Source organism: Mycobacterium colombiense CECT 3035, assembly GCF_002105755.1.
GTDB classification, from domain to species: domain Bacteria; phylum Actinomycetota; class Actinomycetes; order Mycobacteriales; family Mycobacteriaceae; genus Mycobacterium; species Mycobacterium colombiense.
Genome location: NZ_CP020821.1, coordinates 4668391 through 4687223, shown reverse-complemented (window position 1 = coordinate 4687223; position 18833 = coordinate 4668391). Strand labels below are relative to the sequence as shown.

Genomic DNA, 18833 nt, shown 5'->3' with positions numbered 1-18833 from the left:
ATGCGCACACTGGAAGCATGTCCCTCGTCGTGCCGCCCTACCCACCACCCCGATACACCAAAGACGAACCGGAGATCAGCGCCTGGCTCAAGCGGGCCGATCAGCCGCCCGACTATGAGACGTCCGGGGTCAAGTACCACTATTTGGCCAACCAACAGGACACCGCCGGCGACTACGGCCTGTACCGGGTCGACATCGCCCCGGCCGGCGGCGGGCCCCCGGCGCATTTCCACCGCGCCATGTCCGAGGCGTTCTTCGTCCTGTCCGGGACGATGAAGCTGTACGACGGCACGCAATGGGCCGACGGACATCAGGGTGACTTCCTCTACGTGCCGCCGGGCGGCGTGCACGGTTTTCGCAACGAGGCCGACGAGCCGGCGTCGGTTCTGATGTTGTTCGCACCCGGCGCACCGCGGGAGGCCTACTTCGAAGGCTTTGCGGCCCTGGCCGATATGACCGACGAAGAGCGGCGGGAGTGGTTCATCCGCCACGATAATTTCTGGGTGCAGTAAACCCTTGCATTAATCTGAAATTTGTTCAGCCGTAACGTTTCTGGACTTTGCACCGCTCCCGGAGCGGTGCGCGTAGGGTGTGGCCGTGCGGACAAGACAGCCGTCGAAGCGGGCTGCGGCCTGGATGCGGCAAAGAATCGATTGGTCGATGAGCGCGCCGGTGATGATCAGCCTGCGGATCAAACGCCCAAAACCCCGGAGCACACCGGACTTTCGGCCGCGCCCAGCGGCGGCGGTGGCCGCGCCGGAACGCGGCACCTTCCGGGTCAGCGGCTATCAGCGCGGCGGGCGGGGCTACCGCGACCGAGCCCGGGCTCGCCTGTCCCTCGCGCCTCCCGCGATGGCCCGACGGCCCCGTGCGGCACGCCCTGCGGGCCGACGACCCCGCCCGGCTGCCGTTGCTACGCCGCCGGCGTCAGGTCGCCGTTGACGTAGCGCTGCAGGCCGGGGCCGATGGCCGCGACGGCCTTTTCTCCCCCAACCTCGACGAGCTCAGCGCCGGCATGGAGCGATTGAGCCGCTCCGATCTTCTTGCCCGGCACAGTGATTCGCCGATGCTGGTGATCAACGGGGCCGACGACTATTTCATCCCGCAGTCCGACACCCCGGACTTCCGTCGCCGCCGCAACACCGAGGTGCACCTGATCGAGGGCACCGGCCACGTCGCCATGAGCAAGGCGCCCGAGGTGGTGCCGAAGATCATCGCCTGGGTCCGCGGGCAGATGGCGACGTCGGCGCGGTGAAGCGGCCGGCCAATTTGCCGAACGCCAGCAAATCGCCGTCCGGATAACGGTTTTCTTCGCGGCCGCGCCGATACCGGGACCGGCGAGGACCCCTCGGGAGGCCGTCGCCCGACCCGGCGCGGTCGGACGCCGATGAGTATGTTTTGGGCCATGGCTTCCAACGACACAGAGAACCGCAATTGGTCAGAGGGCGACGTCCCGGATCAGAGCGGCCGCGTCGTCGTCGTCACCGGCGCCAACACCGGCATCGGCTATGAGACGGCCGCCGTGCTGGCCTACCGCGGCGCGCACGTCGTGCTGGCCGTGCGCAACCTGGAGAAGGGCAACGCGGCGCTGGCGCGCATCGTCGCCGCCAGCCCACGCGCGGACGTCACGCTGCAGCAGCTGGACCTGACCTCTTTGGACGCGATCCGCTCGGCCGCCGACGCGCTGCGCGCGGCCTACCCGCGCATCGACCTGCTGATCAACAACGCCGGGGTGATGTGGACGCCCAAGCAGGTCACCGCGGACGGCTTCGAATTGCAGTTCGGCACCAACCATCTCGGCCACTTCGCGCTGACCGGGCTGCTACTCGACAACCTGCTGTCGGTGCGGGACTCGCGGGTGGTGACGGTCAGCAGCCTCGGCCACCGGCTGCGGGCCGCGATCCACTTCGACGACCTGCAGTGGGAACACGGATACGACCGCATCGCCGCCTACGGGCAATCCAAGCTGGCCAACCTGCTGTTCACCTACGAGCTGCAGCGGCGGCTGGCCGCCAACGCCGACGCCAGGACCATCGCGGTCGCGGCGCACCCGGGCGGCTCCAACACCGAGCTGGCCCGCAACCTGCCCGGCGTCTTCCGGCCGCTGAAGGCCGTGCTGGGTCCGGTGCTGTTCCAGAGCCCGGCCATGGGCGCGCTGCCGACACTGCGGGCGGCCACCGATCCGGCCGTGCAGGGCGGGCAGTACTACGGCCCGGCCGGCTTCCTCGAGCAACGTGGCCGCCCGAAGCTGGTCGAGTCCAGCGCGCAGTCCCACGACGAGGAATCGCAGCGCCGGCTCTGGGCGGTCTCCGAAGAGCTCACCGGCGTCAGCTTCCCGGTCTGACCCGGGAGATAATGGCTCCGATGCGCTCAGTCGCCGAACATCAGCGGGTCGTCACCGAGTTGATTCGCGCCCGGCCGCCGGCCGCGGTGCCGCTCACCGAGGCCCAAGGCCTGGTCCTGGCGGAAGACGTGGTGGCGCAGCTGGCTTTGCCGGTCTTCGACAACTCCGCGATGGACGGTTACGCGGTGCGCGCCGAGGACACGTCGGGTGCCACGCCCGAACGGCCGGTGCTGTTGCCGGTCGCCGAGGACATTCCGGCCGGGCGCACCGACGAACTGACGCTGCGGCCCGGTACGGCGCACCGGATCATGACCGGGGCGCCGCTGCCGGCAGGGGCGACGGCCGTCGTTCCGGTGGAGGACACCGACGGCGGCGTGGACGTGGTGGCGATCCGCGCGCCCCGCGACGCCGGCAGGCACATCCGCCGCGCCGGCGAGGACGTCTCCCCCGGCACCACCGTGCTGCGCCGGGGTCAGGTTGTGACGCCGGCGGTGCTCGGCCTGGCGGCGGCACTGGGCATCGCCGCGTTGCCGGTGATCCCGCGCCAGCGGGTGCTGGTGATCTCGACGGGCTCGGAGCTGGTGACGCCGGGCACCGCCCTGCGGCCGGGGCAGATCTACGAGTCCAACTCGATCATGCTGGCCGGGGCGGTGCGCGATGCCGGCGCCGAGTTGGTCGCCGTCGCGACCGCGGAAGACGAAGTGGCCCAATTCAGTTCGATCATCGACCGATACGCGGGCGACGCCGACCTGATCATCACCAGCGGCGGCGTCAGCGCCGGCGCCTACGAGGTGGTCAAGGACGCGTTCGGGCGCGAGGGCGACCAGGGTGTGGAGTTCGTCAAGGTCGCCATGCAGCCGGGCATGCCGCAGGGCGTGGGACGGGTAGCCGGCGCGACGATCGTCACGCTGCCCGGCAACCCGGTGAGCGCGCTGGTGTCGTTCGAGGTGTTCATCCGGCCCGCGCTGCGCAGGGCGATGGGCCTGCCGGACCCCGACCGTCCGCACCGCACCGCTGTCCTCGCCGAGTCGCTGGCGTCGCCGCGCGGCAAGCGTCAGTTCCGGCGCGCGGTGCTGAGCGACGACGCCAGCACGGTCACCAGTTACGGGCCGCCGGCGTCGCATCACCTGCGCTGGCTCGCGTCGGCGAACGGGCTGCTGGACATCCCCGAGGACGTCGTCGAGGTGCCCGAGGGGACCCGCCTGCAGGTCTGGGATCTGCGCTAGCCGGCGGGCGTGGCCACGTCGCGGTGGAACTCGTCGGCCCTGCCGAAGGCCGGGGAGCAGCGGATCGCGATGCCGACGATCGCCATCATCACCGGAATGGTGACCAGTGCGGCCGACAGCCCCACCCGGCCGGACAAATGGCCGATCAGCGGCGGCCCCAGCAGGTAGCCCAGCCAACCGGTCGCGGCCACGATGGCGATCGCCGACCCGGCCCCGCTCGCGCCGTATGCCGCGCTGAAGGCGGTGGGCACCAGCAGCGCCACGCCGACGCCCAGCGCGGCGAAACCGAGCACGCTGACAACGGCGTTGGCCGCCACCAGCGTGACGCTCATGCCCGCGACGGCCAGCAGCGCGAGCGCCGGGAGCAGCCGGCGGCTGGACACCCGGGCATGCAGCCGGGGCGCGCCGAACCGGGTGATCACCATCGCGCACGTGTAGGCGGCGTAGCTGAGCGCGGCGACGCTCGGGCCCGCGCCGATCACGTCGCGCAGGTAGTTGGCCGACCAATCGGTGGCGGCGCCCTCGCAGAGGAACGACGCGAACGACACGGCCGCCAGGATCGCCACCGCCGGCGTCATCCACGCCCGCCTGCCCCGACCCGCCCCCGGCGACGCGGCGACCGGATCGGCCGCGTCGGGCATCAGGTGGCGGGCCAGCGGTTCCACCGCGATCAGGACGACCAGCCCCAGCACCGTCAGCTGCCCGGTCAGGCCCACGCCCGCGCCGACGCACGCCGCACCGATCAGGGCGCCCACCAACGTCCCGACGCTCCACATGCCGTGGAATCGGGCCATGATCGGCGCCCCGGCAAGCCGCTCGACCGTGCCGGCCTGGGTGTTCATCGCGACGTCCAGCGCCCCCTGGAACAGCCCCCACAGCGCGAGCGCCCCGAACAGCGCGGCTTCTGATCCGGACAGCCCCACCGTCGCCCCGGCCGCCACATAGCCGGCCACCGTGACCGGGATCAGCCGATGGCTCCCCCAGCGGGGCAGAGCCCAGTGGCTGAGCAGCGTGGCCACCACCGATCCCAGCGGCGCGCCGAACAGCGCGGTGCCCAGCGCCGCGTCGGACAGGCCGAGTTCGGCCTTGACGTGGGGAATGTGGGCGGCCCAGGAGGAGAACACCAGACCGTGCGCGACGAAGACGGCGGTGACCGTGGCCTTCGCCCGGCGCAACGGTGTCGCCCGCCGATCGTTCGATTGCATGTCGACGCAGAGCGTTCCCTCTGCGGGCGTCTACGAATCAGCCGCACGCTCCGTAAGATGGCCGCGTGGCACGACGCCCCCGCACTATCGGCCCCTCAGCTTCGGACCCGGGCTTCAGCCCGCAACACGCGCTGGAGTTGGTGCGCTCGGCGGTCCCACCGGTGCATCCGGCCGGGCGGCCGTTCATCGGCGCCGGGCTGGCGCTGGCGTTGGTCGGCCGCAGGCACCGATGGGTGCGGCGGGCGGGCCTGCTGGCCGCCGGGGCCTGCGCGGGGTTCTTCCGTCATCCCCCGCGGGTGCCCCCCAGCCGGCCCGGCGCGATCGTCGCGCCCGCCGACGGCGAGATCTGCGTGATCGACTTCGCCACCCCGCCCGCGGAACTGAGCATGGGCGACGCGCCGCTGCCGCGGGTCAGCATCTTCCTGTCGCTGCTGGACGCCCACGTGCAGCGCGCGCCGGTCAGCGGGGAGGTGATCGCCGTGCAGCACCAGCCGGGCCGATTCGGCTCGGCCGACCTGGCCGCGGCGAGCGCCGAGAACGAACGCACCAGCCTGCACCTGCGCACCGCCAGCGGCGCGGACGTGGTCGCCGTGCAGGTCGCCGGGTTGCTGGCCCGCCGGATCATCTGCGACGCGCACGTCGGGGACAAGCTGTCGATCGGTGACACCTACGGCCTGATCCGGTTCGGGTCCAGGCTGGACACCTATCTGCCGCCGGGCTCCGAGCCGCTGGTGAAGGTGGGCCAGCGCGCGATCGCCGGCGAGACCGTCCTGGCCGAGCTGCCATGATCAGCAAGCCGCGCGGACGGCCGGCGGTCAACCTGCAAATCCTGCCGAGCGCGATGACGGTGCTCTCCGTGTGCGCGGGGCTGACGTCGATCCGGTTCGCCCTGGAACACCAGCCCAAGGCCGCGATGGCGTTGATCGCGGCGGCCGCCATCCTGGACGGGCTCGACGGGCGGGTGGCCCGCATCCTGGACGCCCAGTCGCGGATGGGCGAGGAGATCGACTCGCTGGCCGACGCGGTGAACTTCGGTGTGACCCCGGCGATCGTGCTCTACGTGACGCTGCTGACCACGTCGCCGGCTGGTTGGGTGGTGATCCTGCTCTACGCGGTCTGCGTGGTGCTGCGGCTGGCGCGATTCAACGCCCTGCAGGACGACGGCAGCCAGCCGTCCTACGCGCACGAGTTCTTCGTCGGCATGCCCGCACCGGCCGGCGCGATCTCGATGATCGGCCTCATCGGACTCAAGCTGCAGTTCGGTGACGGCTGGTGGACGTCGCCGCTGTTCCTGTGCATCTGGATCACCGGGACCTCGATCCTGATGGTCAGCAAGATCCCGATGCGCAAGATGCACGCGGTCGCGGTGCCGCCGAGTTGGGCGGCGCCGCTGCTGGCGGTCCTGGCGATCTGCGCGGCGGCCGCTGTGCTGGCGCCCTACGTCTTGATCTGGGTCATCATCGTCGCCTACCTGTGCCACGTGCCGTTCGCCATCCGCAACTCGCGCTGGCTGGCCGCGCACCCCGAGGCGTGGGACGACGCACCCAAGCAACGCCGCGCCGCGCGGCGGGCGATTCGACGGGCGCAGCCCAACCGCCGGTCGGTGGCGCGGCTGGGCCTGCGCAAGCCGGGCAGGCGCTTGCCGTGAGTCGCTCCGGCGACGACGTACACCGCGCCGGATCGGCCCGTCAGCTCACGCTGACCGCCCGGCTCAACACCTCCGCCGTCGACTCCCGCCGCGGTGTCGTTCGACTGCATCCGAATGCCATTGCCGCACTTGGCATTCGCGAATGGGATGCGGTGTCGCTGATCGGCTCGCGCACCACGGTGGCCGTCGCGGGCCTGGCCGGCCCGGACACGCCGGTCGGCACGGTGCTGCTCGACGACGTGACGCTGTCCAACGCGGGACTGCGCGAGGGCACCGCGGTGGTGGTCGGCACCGTCACCGTCTACGGCGCGCGGTCGGTGACCCTGTCCGGCTCGGCGCTGGCCAGCCAGTCGATCAGGCCGGTCACGCTGCGACAAGCGTTGCTGGGCAAGGTGATCACCGTCGGTGACGCCGTGTCGCTGCTGCCCCGCGACCTGGGCCCGGGCACCTCGACGTCGGAGGCCACCCGCGCGCTGGCCACCGCGGTCGGCATCAGCTGGACCTCGGAGCTGCTCACGGTCACCGGCGTCGACCCCGACGGGCCGGTGAGCGTGCAGCCCAACTCGCTGGTCACCTGGGGCGCCGGCGTGCCGCCCGGCGCCGGTGCCGCGCCGCGGATTTCGGTCGAGGTCGCCAAGCCGGAGATGGTCGTCGAAGAACTGAAAGGCACTCAGCCGCAGGCGGCCAAGCTGGTCGAATGGCTCAAGCTCGCGCTCGACGAACCGCACCTGCTCAAGACGTTGGGCGCCGGCGCCAACCTCGGCGTGCTGGTGTCGGGGCCGGCGGGGGTGGGCAAGGTGACGCTGGTGCGCGCGGTGTGCGGCGACCGCAGGCTGGTCACGCTGGACGGCCCGGAGGTCGGCGCGCTGGGCGCCGAGGACCGGCTCAAGGCCGTGGCGTCGGCGGTGCAGACCGTCCGCGACGGCGGCGGCGTGCTGCTGATCACCGACGTCGACGCGCTGCTGCCGGCCACCGCCGAGCCGGTGGCCTCGCTGATCCTGGGCGAGCTGCGTAACGCGGTCGCCAGCGAGGGCGTCGCGCTGATCGCCACCTCGGCGCGGCCCGACCAGCTCGACGCCCGGCTGCGGGCCCCCGACCTGTGCGACCGCGAGCTGGGCCTGCCGCTTCCCGACGCAGGCACCCGCAAAGCCCTGTTGGAGTCGTTGCTGCGCAACGTGCCCACCGCCGATCTCGACCTCGACGAGATCGCCTCGCGTACACCGGGTTTCGTTGTCGCCGACCTCGCCGCGCTGGTGCGCGAGGCGGCGCTGCGCGCGGCGTCGCGGGCCAGCGCCGACGGCCGGCCGCCCGAGCTGAAACAGGAGGACTTGGCCGGTGCGCTGACCGTCATCCGGCCGCTGTCCCGCTCGGCCAGTGAGGAAGTCAGCGTCGGCAACATCACCCTCGACGACGTCGGCGACATGGCCGAGGCCAGACAGGCGCTGACCGAGGCAGTGTTGTGGCCGCTGCAGCATCCGGACACGTTCGCCCGCCTCGGCGTCGAGCCGCCGCGCGGGGTGCTGCTGTACGGGCCGCCGGGCTGCGGCAAGACCTTCATCGTGCGGGCGCTCGCCAGCACCGGGCAGCTGTCCGTGCACGCCGTCAAGGGCTCCGAACTGATGGACAAGTGGGTCGGCAGCTCGGAAAAGGCCGTACGCGAACTGTTTCGGCGAGCACGGGATTCCGCACCATCGCTGGTCTTCCTCGACGAGGTGGACGCGCTCGCGCCGCGGCGCGGGCAGAGCTTCGATTCGGGCGTGACCGATCGAGTGGTGGCCGCGCTGCTGACCGAGCTCGACGGTGTCGACCCGCTGCGCGACGTGGTCGTGCTGGGCGCCACCAACCGGCCGGACCTCATCGACCCCGCGCTGCTGCGCCCAGGCCGGCTGGAGCGCATGGTCTTCGTCGAGCCGCCGGACGCCGCGGCCCGCGGCGAGATCCTGCGCACGGCAGGCAAATCCATCCCGCTGAGCGCCGACGTCGATCTGGACGAGGTGGCGGCCGGGCTCGACGGCTACAGCGCCGCCGACTGCGTGGCGCTGCTGCGGGAGGCCGCGCTGACCGCGATGCGCCGATCCATCGACGCCACCGACGTGACCGCCGCCGACCTCGCGACGGCGCGTGAAAACGTCCGTCCCTCTTTGGATCCCACGCAGGTCGACGAGCTACGGGCGTTCGCCAAAGCTCTGTAGCACGGCCAGGGCCGACGCCGCCACATCCTTTTCCAGCCAGCTCGGCATCGGGTCGTCGTGTGCGTGGCGGCGCACCACGGCGTACGGCAGGTCGGCCACCGCGCGCGCGACGGCGTCGACGGATCGCGGCCTGCTGTTGCCGTACAGCTGGCGGGCCAACGCCGCGAGGCGCTGCGTCAGTGGGGCGTTCATCGCGGCAAGCGTCCGCTGGAAGGCCGCGTCGGGTTCGTCGTCGAGCAGGTCGCCGGGCCGGATCGTCAGCAGTAGCCGCGCATCGTGTGGCAGGGCGCGCGCGAAGCCGACCGCGGCCACGGCCATCGCCACGGCGGTTTGCGTCGGGGTATCGCCCTCGGCCGCCAGCGCGCGCTCCTGGAAGCGGTCCAGGGCGCGCAACCACGCCGCGGTCAGGATGCCGTCCCGGTTGCCGAACCGGTGATACAGCGTGCCCGCCGGCGCGCCACTGGCTTTCGCGATGGCGGCCACGCTGGCCGCGCGCGGGCCGCCGTCGAGCACCAGCGCCCGGGCGGCGTCGAGAATCACATCGGTTTCATGCTTCCGCGGGGGTGCCATGATCTAGTACATTCCTTCTATATGGAACGATTACCCTATATCGATGAGCATGCCATAACCATCGACGCCAACCGCGACGACACGTGGGCGGCGCTGCTGCGGGTGATGTGCCGCGACCCGCACGACCCAACGACCGTGCCCTTCGGCTTCGCCCTGGACGAGGCCCGGCCAGCGGCGCGATTCGCGCTCAAGGGGCGCCACTGGTTCGCCGTCTACCGATGGGTCTTCGAGTTGGACGCCCTCGACGGCGCCGCGCGCACCCGGTTGCGGGCGGCCACCTGGGCGGACTTCCCCGGCGTCCACGGCAAGGCCTACCGCGCGCTGGTGATCGGCACCGGCGGGCACCGCGTCGTCGTGCGGCACACCCTCAAACGTGTTGCGGCGGCGGTGTTTGACGCCCGAGCCCAGACCGGCGAGTCCGCGGCCGACTACGTGGATGTCTTCGAAGTGCCGATCAGCGCCGGCGACGCGCGCACGGCCGAACAAACCTTTCGCGACGGCCTCGGCGACAGCCCGGGCGCCGGCGGGCGCCTGGTGTCGTGGATCCACCGCCACGTGCTGCGGTTGCGATTGGGTCCGGCCCGGTCCTCCGGACACCTGATCGGCTGGCCGATCGTCCGGTCGGATCCCGACGAGCTGGTGTTGGCGGTCGGCGGGCCGCTGATGCGCGGGGAGTTGACGCTGCGCCGCCAGGACGGCAGGCGGGCGGTGCTCACCACCCGCCTGCACTATCGCCGACGGATCGCCGCCCCGGCGGCCTGGGCGCTGATCGGTCCGCTGCATCGCGTCGTGGCGCCACGGCTGATGCGGCGCAGCGCCCGCCGGGTTCGCGTCCCGGCGGTGCAGGCATAGTTTTTGCAGTTTACTGCACTCTTGCCTACAACTGCATAAAGTGACTATGGTGCCATCAGGGGCGGCAACGAATCGAGGAATCCCTGATGACGGCCACGGCAAACGCAGCGTTGCGGGTGCACGAGTTCATGAACGACCCGATCAGCTTCTTCGGCCAGTCCTATACGCGGATGCACAGCATCGGTCGCCTCGAACTGGAAGAGCTGCAGCGCCAGGCCATGCGCATCCGCTTTGCCGAGCACTACCAAAGCATCGAGATCCTGCGCAAGCTGGCCGACCGGCTGGGCATCGGCGCGCTCGAGAGATTCAACGACGTTGTGCCGCTGTTGTTCTCGCATACCTCCTTCAAGTCCTATCCGGCAGCGCTGATCGACAAGAAGCGCTTCGACCTGATGACCGGGTGGCTGGACAAGCTCACCAGTTATGACTTATCGGGCGTGGACACCACCGGCTGCACGGGGATCGACGACTGGATCGACCGTCTCGACACACAGACGCCGTTGGAGGTCATCACCTCCAGCGGCACCACGGGCACCATCTCGATCCTGCCCAAGGACAAGCGCGGCGCCCAAGAGGGCATGACGCTGTGGAAGATCTGCCTATTCCAGACTTTTGGCCACGAACCGACGGAGGCGGAGCTCAACCCGTCGGTCGATGTGGTGTGGCCCAATTTCGCCAGCGGCAAGCTCGGTCATCTGCGCATCGCCGACATGATCAAGCGGGGCTTCACCGGCGGGGACGAGACCAGATTTCACGCGCTGTATCCGTTTGCGGTGGACACCGATCTCATGTTCCTGGCCTCCAAAATGCGGGCGGCGGCATCGCGTGGCGAACTCGATCGGCTCGAGATCGACCCGGCGCTGGCCGCCCGCAAGGACGAATTCATCGCGATGCAGGCACGCCAGGCCGAGGACATGGATGCGTTCTTCACCCGTATCACCGACCAGTTGCGCGGGAAGCGCGTGTTCATGCTGGGCACCTACCACCTGATGTACGACATCGCCAAGGCGGGACTGGACCGCGGCGTGCGTAACGTCTTCTCGCCCGACTCGGCGATTCTCACCGGGGGCGGCATGAAAGGCGTTGCGCTGCCCGATGATTTCATGGACGTCATCAAGGCGTTCCTCGGCGTCGAGCGCATCCAGGTCGGCTATGGCTTCTCCGAGTCGAGCACCTTCCACTGGGGCTGCAGCGAGGGCCGCTATCACGTCGCGCCGTGGGTCATCCCGTTCGTGCTCGATCCCGATACCAGCGAGCCGTTGCCCAGAACCGGTGTGCAGACCGGCCGCGCCGCCGTCTACGACATCCTGCTGCGTGCCCACTGGGGTGGTGTCATCTCCGGCGACGAGGTAACGATCAACTGGGATCTGCAGTGTCCGTGCGGGCAGGCCAGCGTCGCGTTCGAAAACGACATCATCCGCTACAGCGAGAAGCGGGGCGTCGAGGACGACCGGATCACCTGCGCCGCAACGCAGGAGGTGCACGACGAAGCGGTGAACTTCATGAAGGGCGTGGAGCTGTGATCGCGTACACCGTCCCGCTGTTCCTGCGCGGCCAGGTCATCGCCGACGATCTCGTGTCGTTCGAGACCCGGATCGGCGCCTCGCAATTCCAGGCGCCGGACATGAGCAAATATGTCGAACGCCTACCGCTGAAAAGCCCGGGCCAGCTGACCGACCTCTACGAGCTCAGCTTCGCCGAGATCCTCGATGTCCTCGCCGCACTCGGCGACGCGCTGGACTTCGAAACGAACACCCACCTGCAGGAGGCCTACGAGGCCTCGCTCGTTGCCAACGTGTTGCCGGCGGCGATGCTCGAGAACAGCTATCGCGTTCTGCCGCCGCTGTTTTCCCGCGCCAATGTCACCGAAATCGCCGAGACACAAGTCGGGCTCGATTATTTGAACGGTTGGGTGCCGCAGAAGTTGAGCGACGGCCGTGAATTGCGGGTGCGGGCGTTCGGGTCGCGCGTGCTGCACATCCCAGCGGGCAACGGCGGCCTGGTCTCGGCGGTGACCATCCTGCGTTCTGTGATCACCCGTTCCGACGTCATCATCAAGGCGCCGTCCAACGATCCCCTCACCGCGATCGCCATTGCCCGCACCCTGGCAGACATCGCACCGGATCACCCGATCACCAGGCATCTGGCCGTCGGCTATTGGAAGGGCGGCGATCTGGCCGTCGAGCAAACGCTCTACCAGCCTCATCACATCGAAAAGATCGTGGCCTGGGGCGGACTGGCATCCGTCAGACATGTGACCCGCTATATTCAGCCCGGCCTGGAGCTGATCGCGCTGGACCCCAAACGCAGTATGACCATCATCGGTGCCGAGGCATTCGCGGATGACGAGACGCTGCGCGAGGTGGCCCGCCGCGCGGCGGTCGACATCGGTGTGGCCAACCAGGAGGGCTGCGCCAACGCCCGGGTCATCTACGTACTCACCGGAACCGACGCCGCGGGCCTGGCCAACGCCAACCGGCTCGGCGAACTGATTTACCGCGCACTGGTCAGCTTGCCCGCGGTCGTCAGCACCGCGCCGCGGTACCCCAACCGCGAACTGCTCGACCATGTCGAGGCTTCGCGAATGGCCGAGGATTTCTATCGCGTGGTCGGCGGCGAGCACCGCGAGGGTGCCATCGTCGTTTCTCAAATCGACGAACCGGTCGACTATTCGCCGATGCTGTCGGGGCGCGTCGCCAACATCGTCCCGGTGGATAGCATCGACAAGGTGACCGCGGCCGTGAATGCCTACACGCAGACCATCGGCATCTATCCCGAATCGCTCAAGCGACTGCTGCGCGACACCCTGCCGTTGTTCGGCGCGCAACGACTGACCAGCCTGGGGTACGCCTGCAGCGTGGCACTCGCCATGCCGCAGGACGCCATCGAGCCCATCCGGCGGATGTGTAAATGGATCGTCGACGAGGAGTGCGATCCGGACGTCGTAGTCCCGCTATGGCAGGCCGCACGGGCATGACCGACCGTCCAACCGCACTTCAGGTCGTCGACGGGATCGACTTGTCCGGCAAGACATGTGTCGTCACCGGCGCGTCCTCGGGGCTGGGCCGCGAGTCCGCCCGGGCGTTCGCTGCCGCGGGGGCGCGCGTCATCCTGGCCGCCCGCAATCGAGAGGCGCTCTCAGAGGCGGTCCAGTGGATCGCGGCCGAGATACCCGGTGCCCAGACCTCGACGGTCCAGCTTGACCTCACCGCGCTGTCCAGCGTTCGCGCGGCGGCAAGCGCGATCGGTGAGCTCACGACGGTGGTGCACATATTGATGAACAACGCCGGCGTCATGTTCACCCCGTTCGGCCGCACCAGCGATGGCTTCGAACTACAAATCGGGACAAACCATTTCGGGCACTTCGAACTCACCCGGCTGCTTGTCCCCCAGCTCACCGCCGCCGGCGGTGCCCGGGTGGTGAATCTGTCCTCGGGCGGCCATGTGATGGGCGACGTCGATTTCGACGATCCCAACTGGGAGCGCCGTGAGTACGACAAGTTCGTCGCCTACGGTGCCGCCAAGACCGCGAACATCCTGCACGCGGTGGAGGCCGACCGGCGCCTGAGCGACTTCGGGATCCGCTGCTATGCCGTGCATCCCGGCACGGTGGCCACCTCGCTCGCGCGGTACATGTCCCGCGACGACTTCTCGCGGCTGCGCAAGCTTGCCGCCGAGAACAGCCCGGAACCCTCCGACGGGTTCCTGGATTTCGTCGCGCCCGAACACGGTGCGGCCACTCAGGTGTGGGCCGCCGTCAGCCCCGACCTCGCGGGCCGCGGCGGCCTCTACCTGCAAGACTGCGTGGTCCACGCGGCGGCACCGTACGCGCGCGACGAGCGGCGAGCCGCCGAACTCTGGGATCTCTCCGAGAAGCTCTGTGGCACAGCATGACCAGGCTCGAGCGACGCAAACGTGAGGTGCGGGAGCGGATTCTCAAGGCCGCCTTCGATCTGTTTTTGGACCGCGGGGTCGGGGCCACCACCATCGAGGAGATCTGCGAACGCGCCGACGTGGCAAACCGAACGTTTTTCAATCATTTCGCCACCCGGCAGGACATGGTCCGGGCCTTGGCCGAGCAACGGCTGGTCAACCTGCACGACGTGGTGTTCGACCGCGCCGACGAGGCGATCCCGGCGCGGCTCGTGGGGGTGTTCGACGACATCGCCGGGACGCTGGCCGGATCGGGCGACACCTACCGCGAGATGATCGGAGAAATGCTTGCCACCAGTGGCTACGGCATCCAGCGCGGATCCAGCCTGCACGACACGTTTGTCGAGCTGGTCAAGGAGGGGGTGGCGCGCGGCGAGGTGAGCGCGCGCCACGACGCACAAACCTTGGCGGACATCATGGTTGGCGCCCTGTCCGGTGGCATTCTCAACTGGACTCTGGACCGGACCTATTCGCTGGACACCAACCTGCACAACCTCGGTACCGCGCTGGCCGAGTTGCTCACCGCGGACGCCGGTTCATAGCTCGGGAAGCGGGGTCCATTCGCGGGACAGCTCCGCGGTGAAGCGCGGGGCACGGCGGTCGAGGAACGCGGCGACGCCCTCGGCGGCATCGGCGCCGCCCATCACCCGTTGGTGCAGCTGGGTTTCCAGCGCGGCGACCTGCTGCGGCGTGTAGTGCTTGATCGCGGTGTCCCACAGCAGGCGCTTGCACAGCGCCGCCGACATCGGCGCCACGTTGAGCGCGATGTCGCGGGCCAGCGTCAGCGCGTGATCGAGTACCTGCTCGGCGGGCAGCGCGCGGTTGGCGACACCGAGCGCGGCGGCCTCGGCACCGCCGAACGTGCGCCCGGTGAGCAGGATGTCGGCGGCCACCCCCAGGGTGGTCAACTGGGTCAGCGTCCAGTGCGACATGCAGTCGGGGATCACACCCCGGCGCACCTGCACCACACCGTATTTCGCGTTCTCGGCGACGATGCGGATGTCGGCCTGCAGCGCGATGGTCAGCCCGATACCGATCGCGTGGCCGTTGACCGCGGCGATCACCGGTTTGCGCAACTCGAACGCCGCCGGGGTGATCGGCGAGGCCGAGAACGTGCCGGTGGGGCCGCCGTTCGCGGGTGCGTCGAAGGGGCTCGTGTCGCCGGCGAAGTCGGCCCCGGCGCAAAAGGCGCGCCCGGCGCCGGTCAGCACGATGGCCCGGACGTCGTCGTCCTCGTCGCAATCCCGGTACGCGCGGCCCAGCAGCTCACCCATCTCGGCGGTGTAGGCGTTGAGACGGTCGGGCCGGTTGAGTGTGAGCACCGCGACGCCCGAGTCGATGTCGACGGCCAGGTCGGGGCTCATGGCAGCGCGGGCACCCGGTGCAGGGCGCCGATCATGTCGGCGACGTCCGCGGGGCGGGGGGTGTAGCCGGGGAAGTAACAGCACACCTCGTCGACGTGCTCGCCGAACCGGGCGGCGATGTGCTCGGCACACTGCTCGGGGGTGCCCACGATCCCGATCCGGGACACCATCTCCTCGGTGATCAGCCGGCGCATCTCGGCGAAGCGGCCCTGCTTGGACAGCGCGTTGAGTTCGGGCTGGACGTCGTCCCAACCCTCGACCTGGAGCACGGGCAGATACGCCGGCGTGGAGCCGTAAAACGCGATGAGGGAGGCCACCCCGTCAATCGCGGTCGCCAGGTCGGCCTCGTCGCGGCCCACGGCGACCATCGCCTGGGCGATGATCTGAAACTCGCTGAACGTCCGCCCCGAGCGGCGCAGCCCCGCATCGATGGCGGGCACGGTGCGCTCGGCGAAGTGGCGGGCACTGTTGAACGGCATCACCAGCAGGCCGTCGGCGACCTCGGCGGCGGTGCGCGTCATCACCGGGCCCAGCGCACCGAGCAGCACCGGCGGCGGTCCGAACGGGTTGGGACCGGGATTGAAGTTGGGGGCCATGATGGTATGTGTGTAGAACTCGCCGCGGAAGTCCAAGCGGGCCTTGCCTTCCCACGCGGCGAAGATCGCCTTGATCGCGCGGATGGCTTCGGCCATCCGCGGCGCGGGCCTGTCCCAGCTGCTGCCATAACGCTTCTCGATGTGCACCTTGATCTGCGAACCGAGTCCGAGCCGGAACCGGCCGGCGCTGTAGAGCTGCAGATCGTAGGCGGAGTGCGCCAGGTGTAGCGGGCTGCGCGGCGGGGCGATCGCCACGTTGGTCATCAGGTCCAGCCCGGTCGTTCCGGCGGCGATCAGCAGCGGGAAGAAGACGTCGTGCTGGCCCTCGAAGGTGAACAACCCGTCCGCGCCGGTCGCGGCGATGTCGGCGGCGCTGGCTTCCGCCTCCGCCGGTGAACCGCTGACCTGAAGATGTACCTTCATGCACCCGCCCTTCCCGCGCCCGGTCATTCGGACAGCTGAAACTCCACCACCTCGGCGACCGCGTCCACGGCCTCGCGCAGCGCCACGAGGCGGTCGGCGGCCGTCGGTGCCGACAGCACCGAATACCGGTCGGCCGTGCCGATCGGGATGCGAGACGCCAACGCGAACAGGCGCTCTCCCGGCGGACCGCCCCGGTCGTCGCCCAGGATCACGTCGCGGCCGGGGAGCTTGATGTCGCGCGCCTGCGCGATCCGCTCGAACAGCGCCATGGCGCGGTCTTCGACGTCGAGCAGCTGATCGTCGGTCACCGCGGCGCCGGGCTCGTCGGGCCACGGCGTGACCGTCGCCCGGGGGTACGGGTCGTCGGGCAGCCACTCCGACACCCGAATACGTTCGCCCGTGCGGCAATTCAGCGCGTAGCGCCCGGCGCCTTGGTCGACGCATTCGGTGATCCGGGACAAGACACCGACGTCGCAGCGGGCGTCGCCGCCACCGACCTCGCGCCCGCGCGAAATCAGCACCACCCCGAACGGGTCGCCGGTGTCCGTGCAGTGCCGCACCAGCGCGCCATAGCGCGGCTCGAAGATCCGCAACGGCAGGTCCTGGCCGGGCAGCAGCGCCGACTCCAGCGGAAACATCGCCAGCTCAAAGGGTTCCGTCATCAGATTTCCAGTTCGGCCACCAATGCGTCGACGACCGCGCGCAGGTCGCCGTCGTGTTCCTCGGCCACCCGGCGCTGCCGTTGATAGGAGGCGCCCTGCCGGGGGATGTCGGCCACCGCGGCCAGCTCGTCGACGCAGTTCAACTTCCGGGCCACCGGCTCCAGCCGGTTCAGCACGTCGTCGAGATCCTCGGTGACCAATCGCTCGTTGCTGTCGGCGTCCAGGATGATCACCGCGTCCAGGCCGTAGCGGGCGGCGCGCCACTTGTTCTCCTGGTTGTGCCAGGGCGGCATGCTCGGCAGCGACTCGTCGGCTTCCAGCCTGCGATCCAGATCGACCACCAGGCAGTGCGTCAGCGCGACCAGCGCGCCCAGCTCGCGCAGGTTGGACACGCCGTCGCAGATCCGCATCTCGATCGTGCCCAGGTGCGGGGAAGGCCTGATGTCCCAACGGACTTCGTCGACGTGGTCGATGATGCCGGTCTTCTTCTGGTCGTAGACGAAGCGTTCGAATTCGGCCCACGTCTGGAATTGGAACGGCAGCCCCGCGGTGGGTAGCTGCTGAAACATCATCGCCCGGTTGCTGGCGTAGCCGGTGTCCACACCGGTCCACCACGGTGACGACGCCGACAGTGCGAGCAGATGCGGGTAGTAGTTCAGCAGCGACGTCATGATCGGCATCACCTTGTTCGGCGAGGAGATACCGACGTGCACGTGCACACCCCAGATCAGCATCTGCCGTCCCCACCACTGGGTGCGCTTGATCAGCTCGGCGTAGCGCGGGGCGTCGGTCAGCTTCTGAGAAGTCCACTGCGCGAAGGGGTGCGCGCCCGCGCAGAACAGCTCCATGCCCCGCTCGCGCACGACGCGGCGCGCCGGGCCCAGGGTCTGCCGCAGATCCTCCATGGCTTCCCCCGCGGAGCTGCAGATGCCGGTGACCACCTCGACGGTGTTGCGCAGCAATTCCTTGTGCACGCGCGGGTTTTCGCCGATCTCGGCGATCACCGCGGTGGCCTCGTTGCTCAGGTCGCGGGTGTGCGCGTCGACGAGGGCGAATTCCCACTCGACCCCGAGGGTCGGCCGTGCCGAGCGGGCGAAGTCGATGTGGGTGTTGACCCCGCTAGCCGGCACCGATGACACCGCACGCCACCCGCTTGCCGGCGTCACCGGTACTCATCGTCATGCCGCTGGGGCCCGGCGTGCCGTTGGTCTGGTTGTTGCCCGGGGCGTTGGCGGAGTTGGCCGCGCCGGCGTGAATGATGATCGCGGTCTTCTGCCCGGTGAGCAGATCCTCCATGTCGAACGCGTCGGTGGTGGTCATCAACGTGCCGGAGCCGTCGTTGCGCACCTGCAAGGACGGCAGGGCCCCGCTGGCGGGCTCGCCGGTGTGCCCGGGCGCCTGGAAGTGGTCGCCGGCGGACAGGAAGTCGCCGGCCGCGCCGCCGGTCGGGGGGACCGAGTTCGGCTCGCACTTGCCGACCTTGTGGATGTGCATATCGTGGAAGCCCGGCGTCAGTACGCCGTTGGCGGTGGTCTCGATGGTGATGGTGGCGTAGCCGTTGTTGAATTCGAACTTCGCGGTGGCCACCTGGGTGCCGTCCGGCGCCTTCAGGTGCGTGGTGATGGTCGGCACCGAGGCGGGCCCGGGCTCTGCGGCTTTCGCGGCCGACGGCGACGGTGATCCGGTCCAGATCGCTGGGGTGGTGCCCGGAACCGACGAGGCGTGCTGGGGTACCGAGCAGGCGCCCAACAGCACGACGCATCCGGCCAGTACCAACGGAGGCAGCTTAGGCATAGCCAGCAGCCTAGCCCGGCGACG

The 18833-nt window shown here is 69.6% G+C and carries 19 protein-coding genes; 12 read left to right on the top strand and 7 right to left on the bottom strand.

Annotation, left to right across the window (positions count from 1 at the left end):
* The first annotated feature begins 17 nt into the window (after positions 1-17).
* The 4 genes from B9D87_RS22030 (at position 18) to moeA (ending at position 3570) form a co-directional block, all read left to right on the top strand.
* A complete protein-coding gene (locus tag B9D87_RS22030; protein ID WP_007768365.1) occupies positions 18-512 on the top strand; it encodes a cupin domain-containing protein in 495 nt (164 codons plus the stop codon).
* Positions 513-868: 356 nt separating this feature from the next.
* Complete coding sequence (locus tag B9D87_RS22025; RefSeq protein ID WP_007768367.1) at positions 869-1255, top strand: alpha/beta fold hydrolase; 387 nt, start codon at positions 869-871, stop codon at positions 1253-1255.
* 150 nt (positions 1256-1405) lie between these two features.
* Positions 1406-2344, top strand: a complete 939-nt coding sequence (locus B9D87_RS22020; protein ID WP_007768369.1) for an SDR family NAD(P)-dependent oxidoreductase — start codon at positions 1406-1408, stop codon at positions 2342-2344.
* 20 nt (positions 2345-2364) lie between these two features.
* Entirely contained in the window at positions 2365-3570 is a 1206-nt protein-coding gene (gene moeA, locus B9D87_RS22015) for a molybdopterin molybdotransferase MoeA (RefSeq protein WP_007768371.1), read from the top strand.
* On the opposite strand, the gene B9D87_RS22010 is transcribed toward moeA, so the two are convergent.
* A complete protein-coding gene (locus B9D87_RS22010; protein ID WP_007768373.1) occupies positions 3567-4775 on the bottom strand; it encodes an MFS transporter in 1209 nt (402 codons plus the stop codon). The genes moeA and B9D87_RS22010 overlap by 4 nt on opposite strands.
* Before the next feature lie 65 nt (positions 4776-4840).
* On the opposite strand from B9D87_RS22010, the gene B9D87_RS22005 reads away from it, so the two are divergent.
* From B9D87_RS22005 to B9D87_RS21995, 3 genes are read left to right on the top strand one after another with little or no spacing between them, the layout of a single operon-like run.
* Complete coding sequence (locus B9D87_RS22005; RefSeq protein ID WP_085977773.1) at positions 4841-5563, top strand: phosphatidylserine decarboxylase; 723 nt, start codon at positions 4841-4843, stop codon at positions 5561-5563.
* Positions 5560-6423, top strand: coding sequence for a CDP-diacylglycerol--serine O-phosphatidyltransferase (pssA, locus tag B9D87_RS22000; protein WP_007768378.1), 864 nt, complete (start codon positions 5560-5562; stop codon positions 6421-6423). The genes B9D87_RS22005 and pssA overlap by 4 nt, the downstream gene beginning before the upstream one ends.
* Positions 6420-8615, top strand: a complete 2196-nt coding sequence (locus tag B9D87_RS21995; RefSeq protein ID WP_007768380.1) for an AAA family ATPase — start codon at positions 6420-6422, stop codon at positions 8613-8615. The genes pssA and B9D87_RS21995 overlap by 4 nt, the downstream gene beginning before the upstream one ends.
* On the opposite strand, the gene B9D87_RS21990 is transcribed toward B9D87_RS21995, so the two are convergent.
* The gene (locus tag B9D87_RS21990; protein ID WP_007768383.1) at positions 8589-9185 is read right to left on the bottom strand and encodes a TetR/AcrR family transcriptional regulator; all 597 of its coding nucleotides are present in this window, start codon (positions 9183-9185) and stop codon (positions 8589-8591) included. The genes B9D87_RS21995 and B9D87_RS21990 overlap by 27 nt on opposite strands.
* A 21-nt stretch (positions 9186-9206) precedes the next feature.
* Between B9D87_RS21990 and B9D87_RS21985 the strand changes: the two genes are divergently transcribed.
* From B9D87_RS21985 to B9D87_RS21965, 5 genes are all read left to right on the top strand, one after another.
* Positions 9207-10037: a DUF2867 domain-containing protein gene (locus tag B9D87_RS21985; RefSeq protein WP_007768386.1), complete on the top strand. Its 831-nt coding sequence runs from the start codon at positions 9207-9209 to the stop codon at positions 10035-10037.
* Positions 10038-10123: 86 nt separating this feature from the next.
* The gene (locus B9D87_RS21980) at positions 10124-11560 is read left to right on the top strand and encodes a long-chain-fatty-acid--protein ligase (RefSeq protein WP_007768389.1); all 1437 of its coding nucleotides are present in this window, start codon (positions 10124-10126) and stop codon (positions 11558-11560) included.
* On the top strand, positions 11557-13014 hold the full coding sequence (locus tag B9D87_RS21975; protein WP_007768391.1) for an acyl-CoA reductase: 1458 nt from the start codon (positions 11557-11559) through the stop codon (positions 13012-13014). Before B9D87_RS21980 ends, B9D87_RS21975 begins: the two co-directional genes overlap by 4 nt.
* The gene (locus B9D87_RS21970) at positions 13011-13931 is read left to right on the top strand and encodes an SDR family NAD(P)-dependent oxidoreductase (RefSeq protein ID WP_040629561.1); all 921 of its coding nucleotides are present in this window, start codon (positions 13011-13013) and stop codon (positions 13929-13931) included. Before B9D87_RS21975 ends, B9D87_RS21970 begins: the two co-directional genes overlap by 4 nt.
* Positions 13928-14512 (top strand): TetR/AcrR family transcriptional regulator, encoded by a 585-nt coding sequence (locus B9D87_RS21965; RefSeq protein WP_007768395.1) that lies wholly within the window; start codon positions 13928-13930, stop codon positions 14510-14512. The genes B9D87_RS21970 and B9D87_RS21965 overlap by 4 nt, the downstream gene beginning before the upstream one ends.
* Here B9D87_RS21965 and B9D87_RS21960 read toward each other — a convergent pair.
* The 5 genes from B9D87_RS21960 to sodC are packed head-to-tail and all read right to left on the bottom strand — an operon-like array spanning position 14507 to position 18809.
* Positions 14507-15334, bottom strand: coding sequence for an enoyl-CoA hydratase/isomerase family protein (locus tag B9D87_RS21960; protein ID WP_007768396.1), 828 nt, complete (start codon positions 15332-15334; stop codon positions 14507-14509). The genes B9D87_RS21965 and B9D87_RS21960 overlap by 6 nt on opposite strands.
* A complete protein-coding gene (locus B9D87_RS21955) occupies positions 15331-16353 on the bottom strand; it encodes a TIGR03617 family F420-dependent LLM class oxidoreductase (protein WP_007768398.1) in 1023 nt (340 codons plus the stop codon). The genes B9D87_RS21960 and B9D87_RS21955 overlap by 4 nt, the downstream gene beginning before the upstream one ends.
* A 23-nt stretch (positions 16354-16376) precedes the next feature.
* A complete protein-coding gene (locus B9D87_RS21950) occupies positions 16377-17015 on the bottom strand; it encodes an LON peptidase substrate-binding domain-containing protein (protein WP_007768400.1) in 639 nt (212 codons plus the stop codon).
* A complete protein-coding gene (locus B9D87_RS21945; RefSeq protein WP_174320878.1) occupies positions 17015-18154 on the bottom strand; it encodes a glutamate--cysteine ligase in 1140 nt (379 codons plus the stop codon). Before B9D87_RS21945 ends, B9D87_RS21950 begins: the two co-directional genes overlap by 1 nt.
* On the bottom strand, positions 18135-18809 hold the full coding sequence (sodC, locus tag B9D87_RS21940; RefSeq protein WP_040629321.1) for a superoxide dismutase[Cu-Zn]: 675 nt from the start codon (positions 18807-18809) through the stop codon (positions 18135-18137). Before sodC ends, B9D87_RS21945 begins: the two co-directional genes overlap by 20 nt.
* Positions 18810-18833: the final 24 nt, after the last annotated feature.

Excerpts from the sequence above, each read along its gene's own strand:
- B9D87_RS21980 (WP_007768389.1), top strand. The coding sequence starts at position 10,124 with ATGACGGCCACGGCAAACGCAGCGTTGCGGGTGCACGAGTTCATGAAC.
- B9D87_RS21960 (WP_007768396.1), bottom strand. The coding sequence starts at position 15,334 with ATGAGCCCCGACCTGGCCGTCGACATCGACTCGGGCGTCGCGGTGCTC.
- B9D87_RS21990 (WP_007768383.1), bottom strand. The coding sequence starts at position 9,185 with ATGGCACCCCCGCGGAAGCATGAAACCGATGTGATTCTCGACGCCGCC.
- B9D87_RS21985 (WP_007768386.1), top strand. The coding sequence starts at position 9,207 with ATGGAACGATTACCCTATATCGATGAGCATGCCATAACCATCGACGCC.
- sodC (WP_040629321.1), bottom strand. The coding sequence starts at position 18,809 with ATGCCTAAGCTGCCTCCGTTGGTACTGGCCGGATGCGTCGTGCTGTTG.
- pssA (WP_007768378.1), top strand. The coding sequence starts at position 5,560 with ATGATCAGCAAGCCGCGCGGACGGCCGGCGGTCAACCTGCAAATCCTG.
- B9D87_RS22020 (WP_007768369.1), top strand. The coding sequence starts at position 1,406 with ATGGCTTCCAACGACACAGAGAACCGCAATTGGTCAGAGGGCGACGTC.
- B9D87_RS21965 (WP_007768395.1), top strand. The coding sequence starts at position 13,928 with ATGACCAGGCTCGAGCGACGCAAACGTGAGGTGCGGGAGCGGATTCTC.
- moeA (WP_007768371.1), top strand. The coding sequence starts at position 2,365 with ATGCGCTCAGTCGCCGAACATCAGCGGGTCGTCACCGAGTTGATTCGC.
- B9D87_RS21955 (WP_007768398.1), bottom strand. The coding sequence starts at position 16,353 with ATGAAGGTACATCTTCAGGTCAGCGGTTCACCGGCGGAGGCGGAAGCC.
- B9D87_RS22010 (WP_007768373.1), bottom strand. The coding sequence starts at position 4,775 with ATGCAATCGAACGATCGGCGGGCGACACCGTTGCGCCGGGCGAAGGCC.
- B9D87_RS21950 (WP_007768400.1), bottom strand. The coding sequence starts at position 17,015 with ATGACGGAACCCTTTGAGCTGGCGATGTTTCCGCTGGAGTCGGCGCTG.
- B9D87_RS21970 (WP_040629561.1), top strand. The coding sequence starts at position 13,011 with ATGACCGACCGTCCAACCGCACTTCAGGTCGTCGACGGGATCGACTTG.
- B9D87_RS22030 (WP_007768365.1), top strand. The coding sequence starts at position 18 with ATGTCCCTCGTCGTGCCGCCCTACCCACCACCCCGATACACCAAAGAC.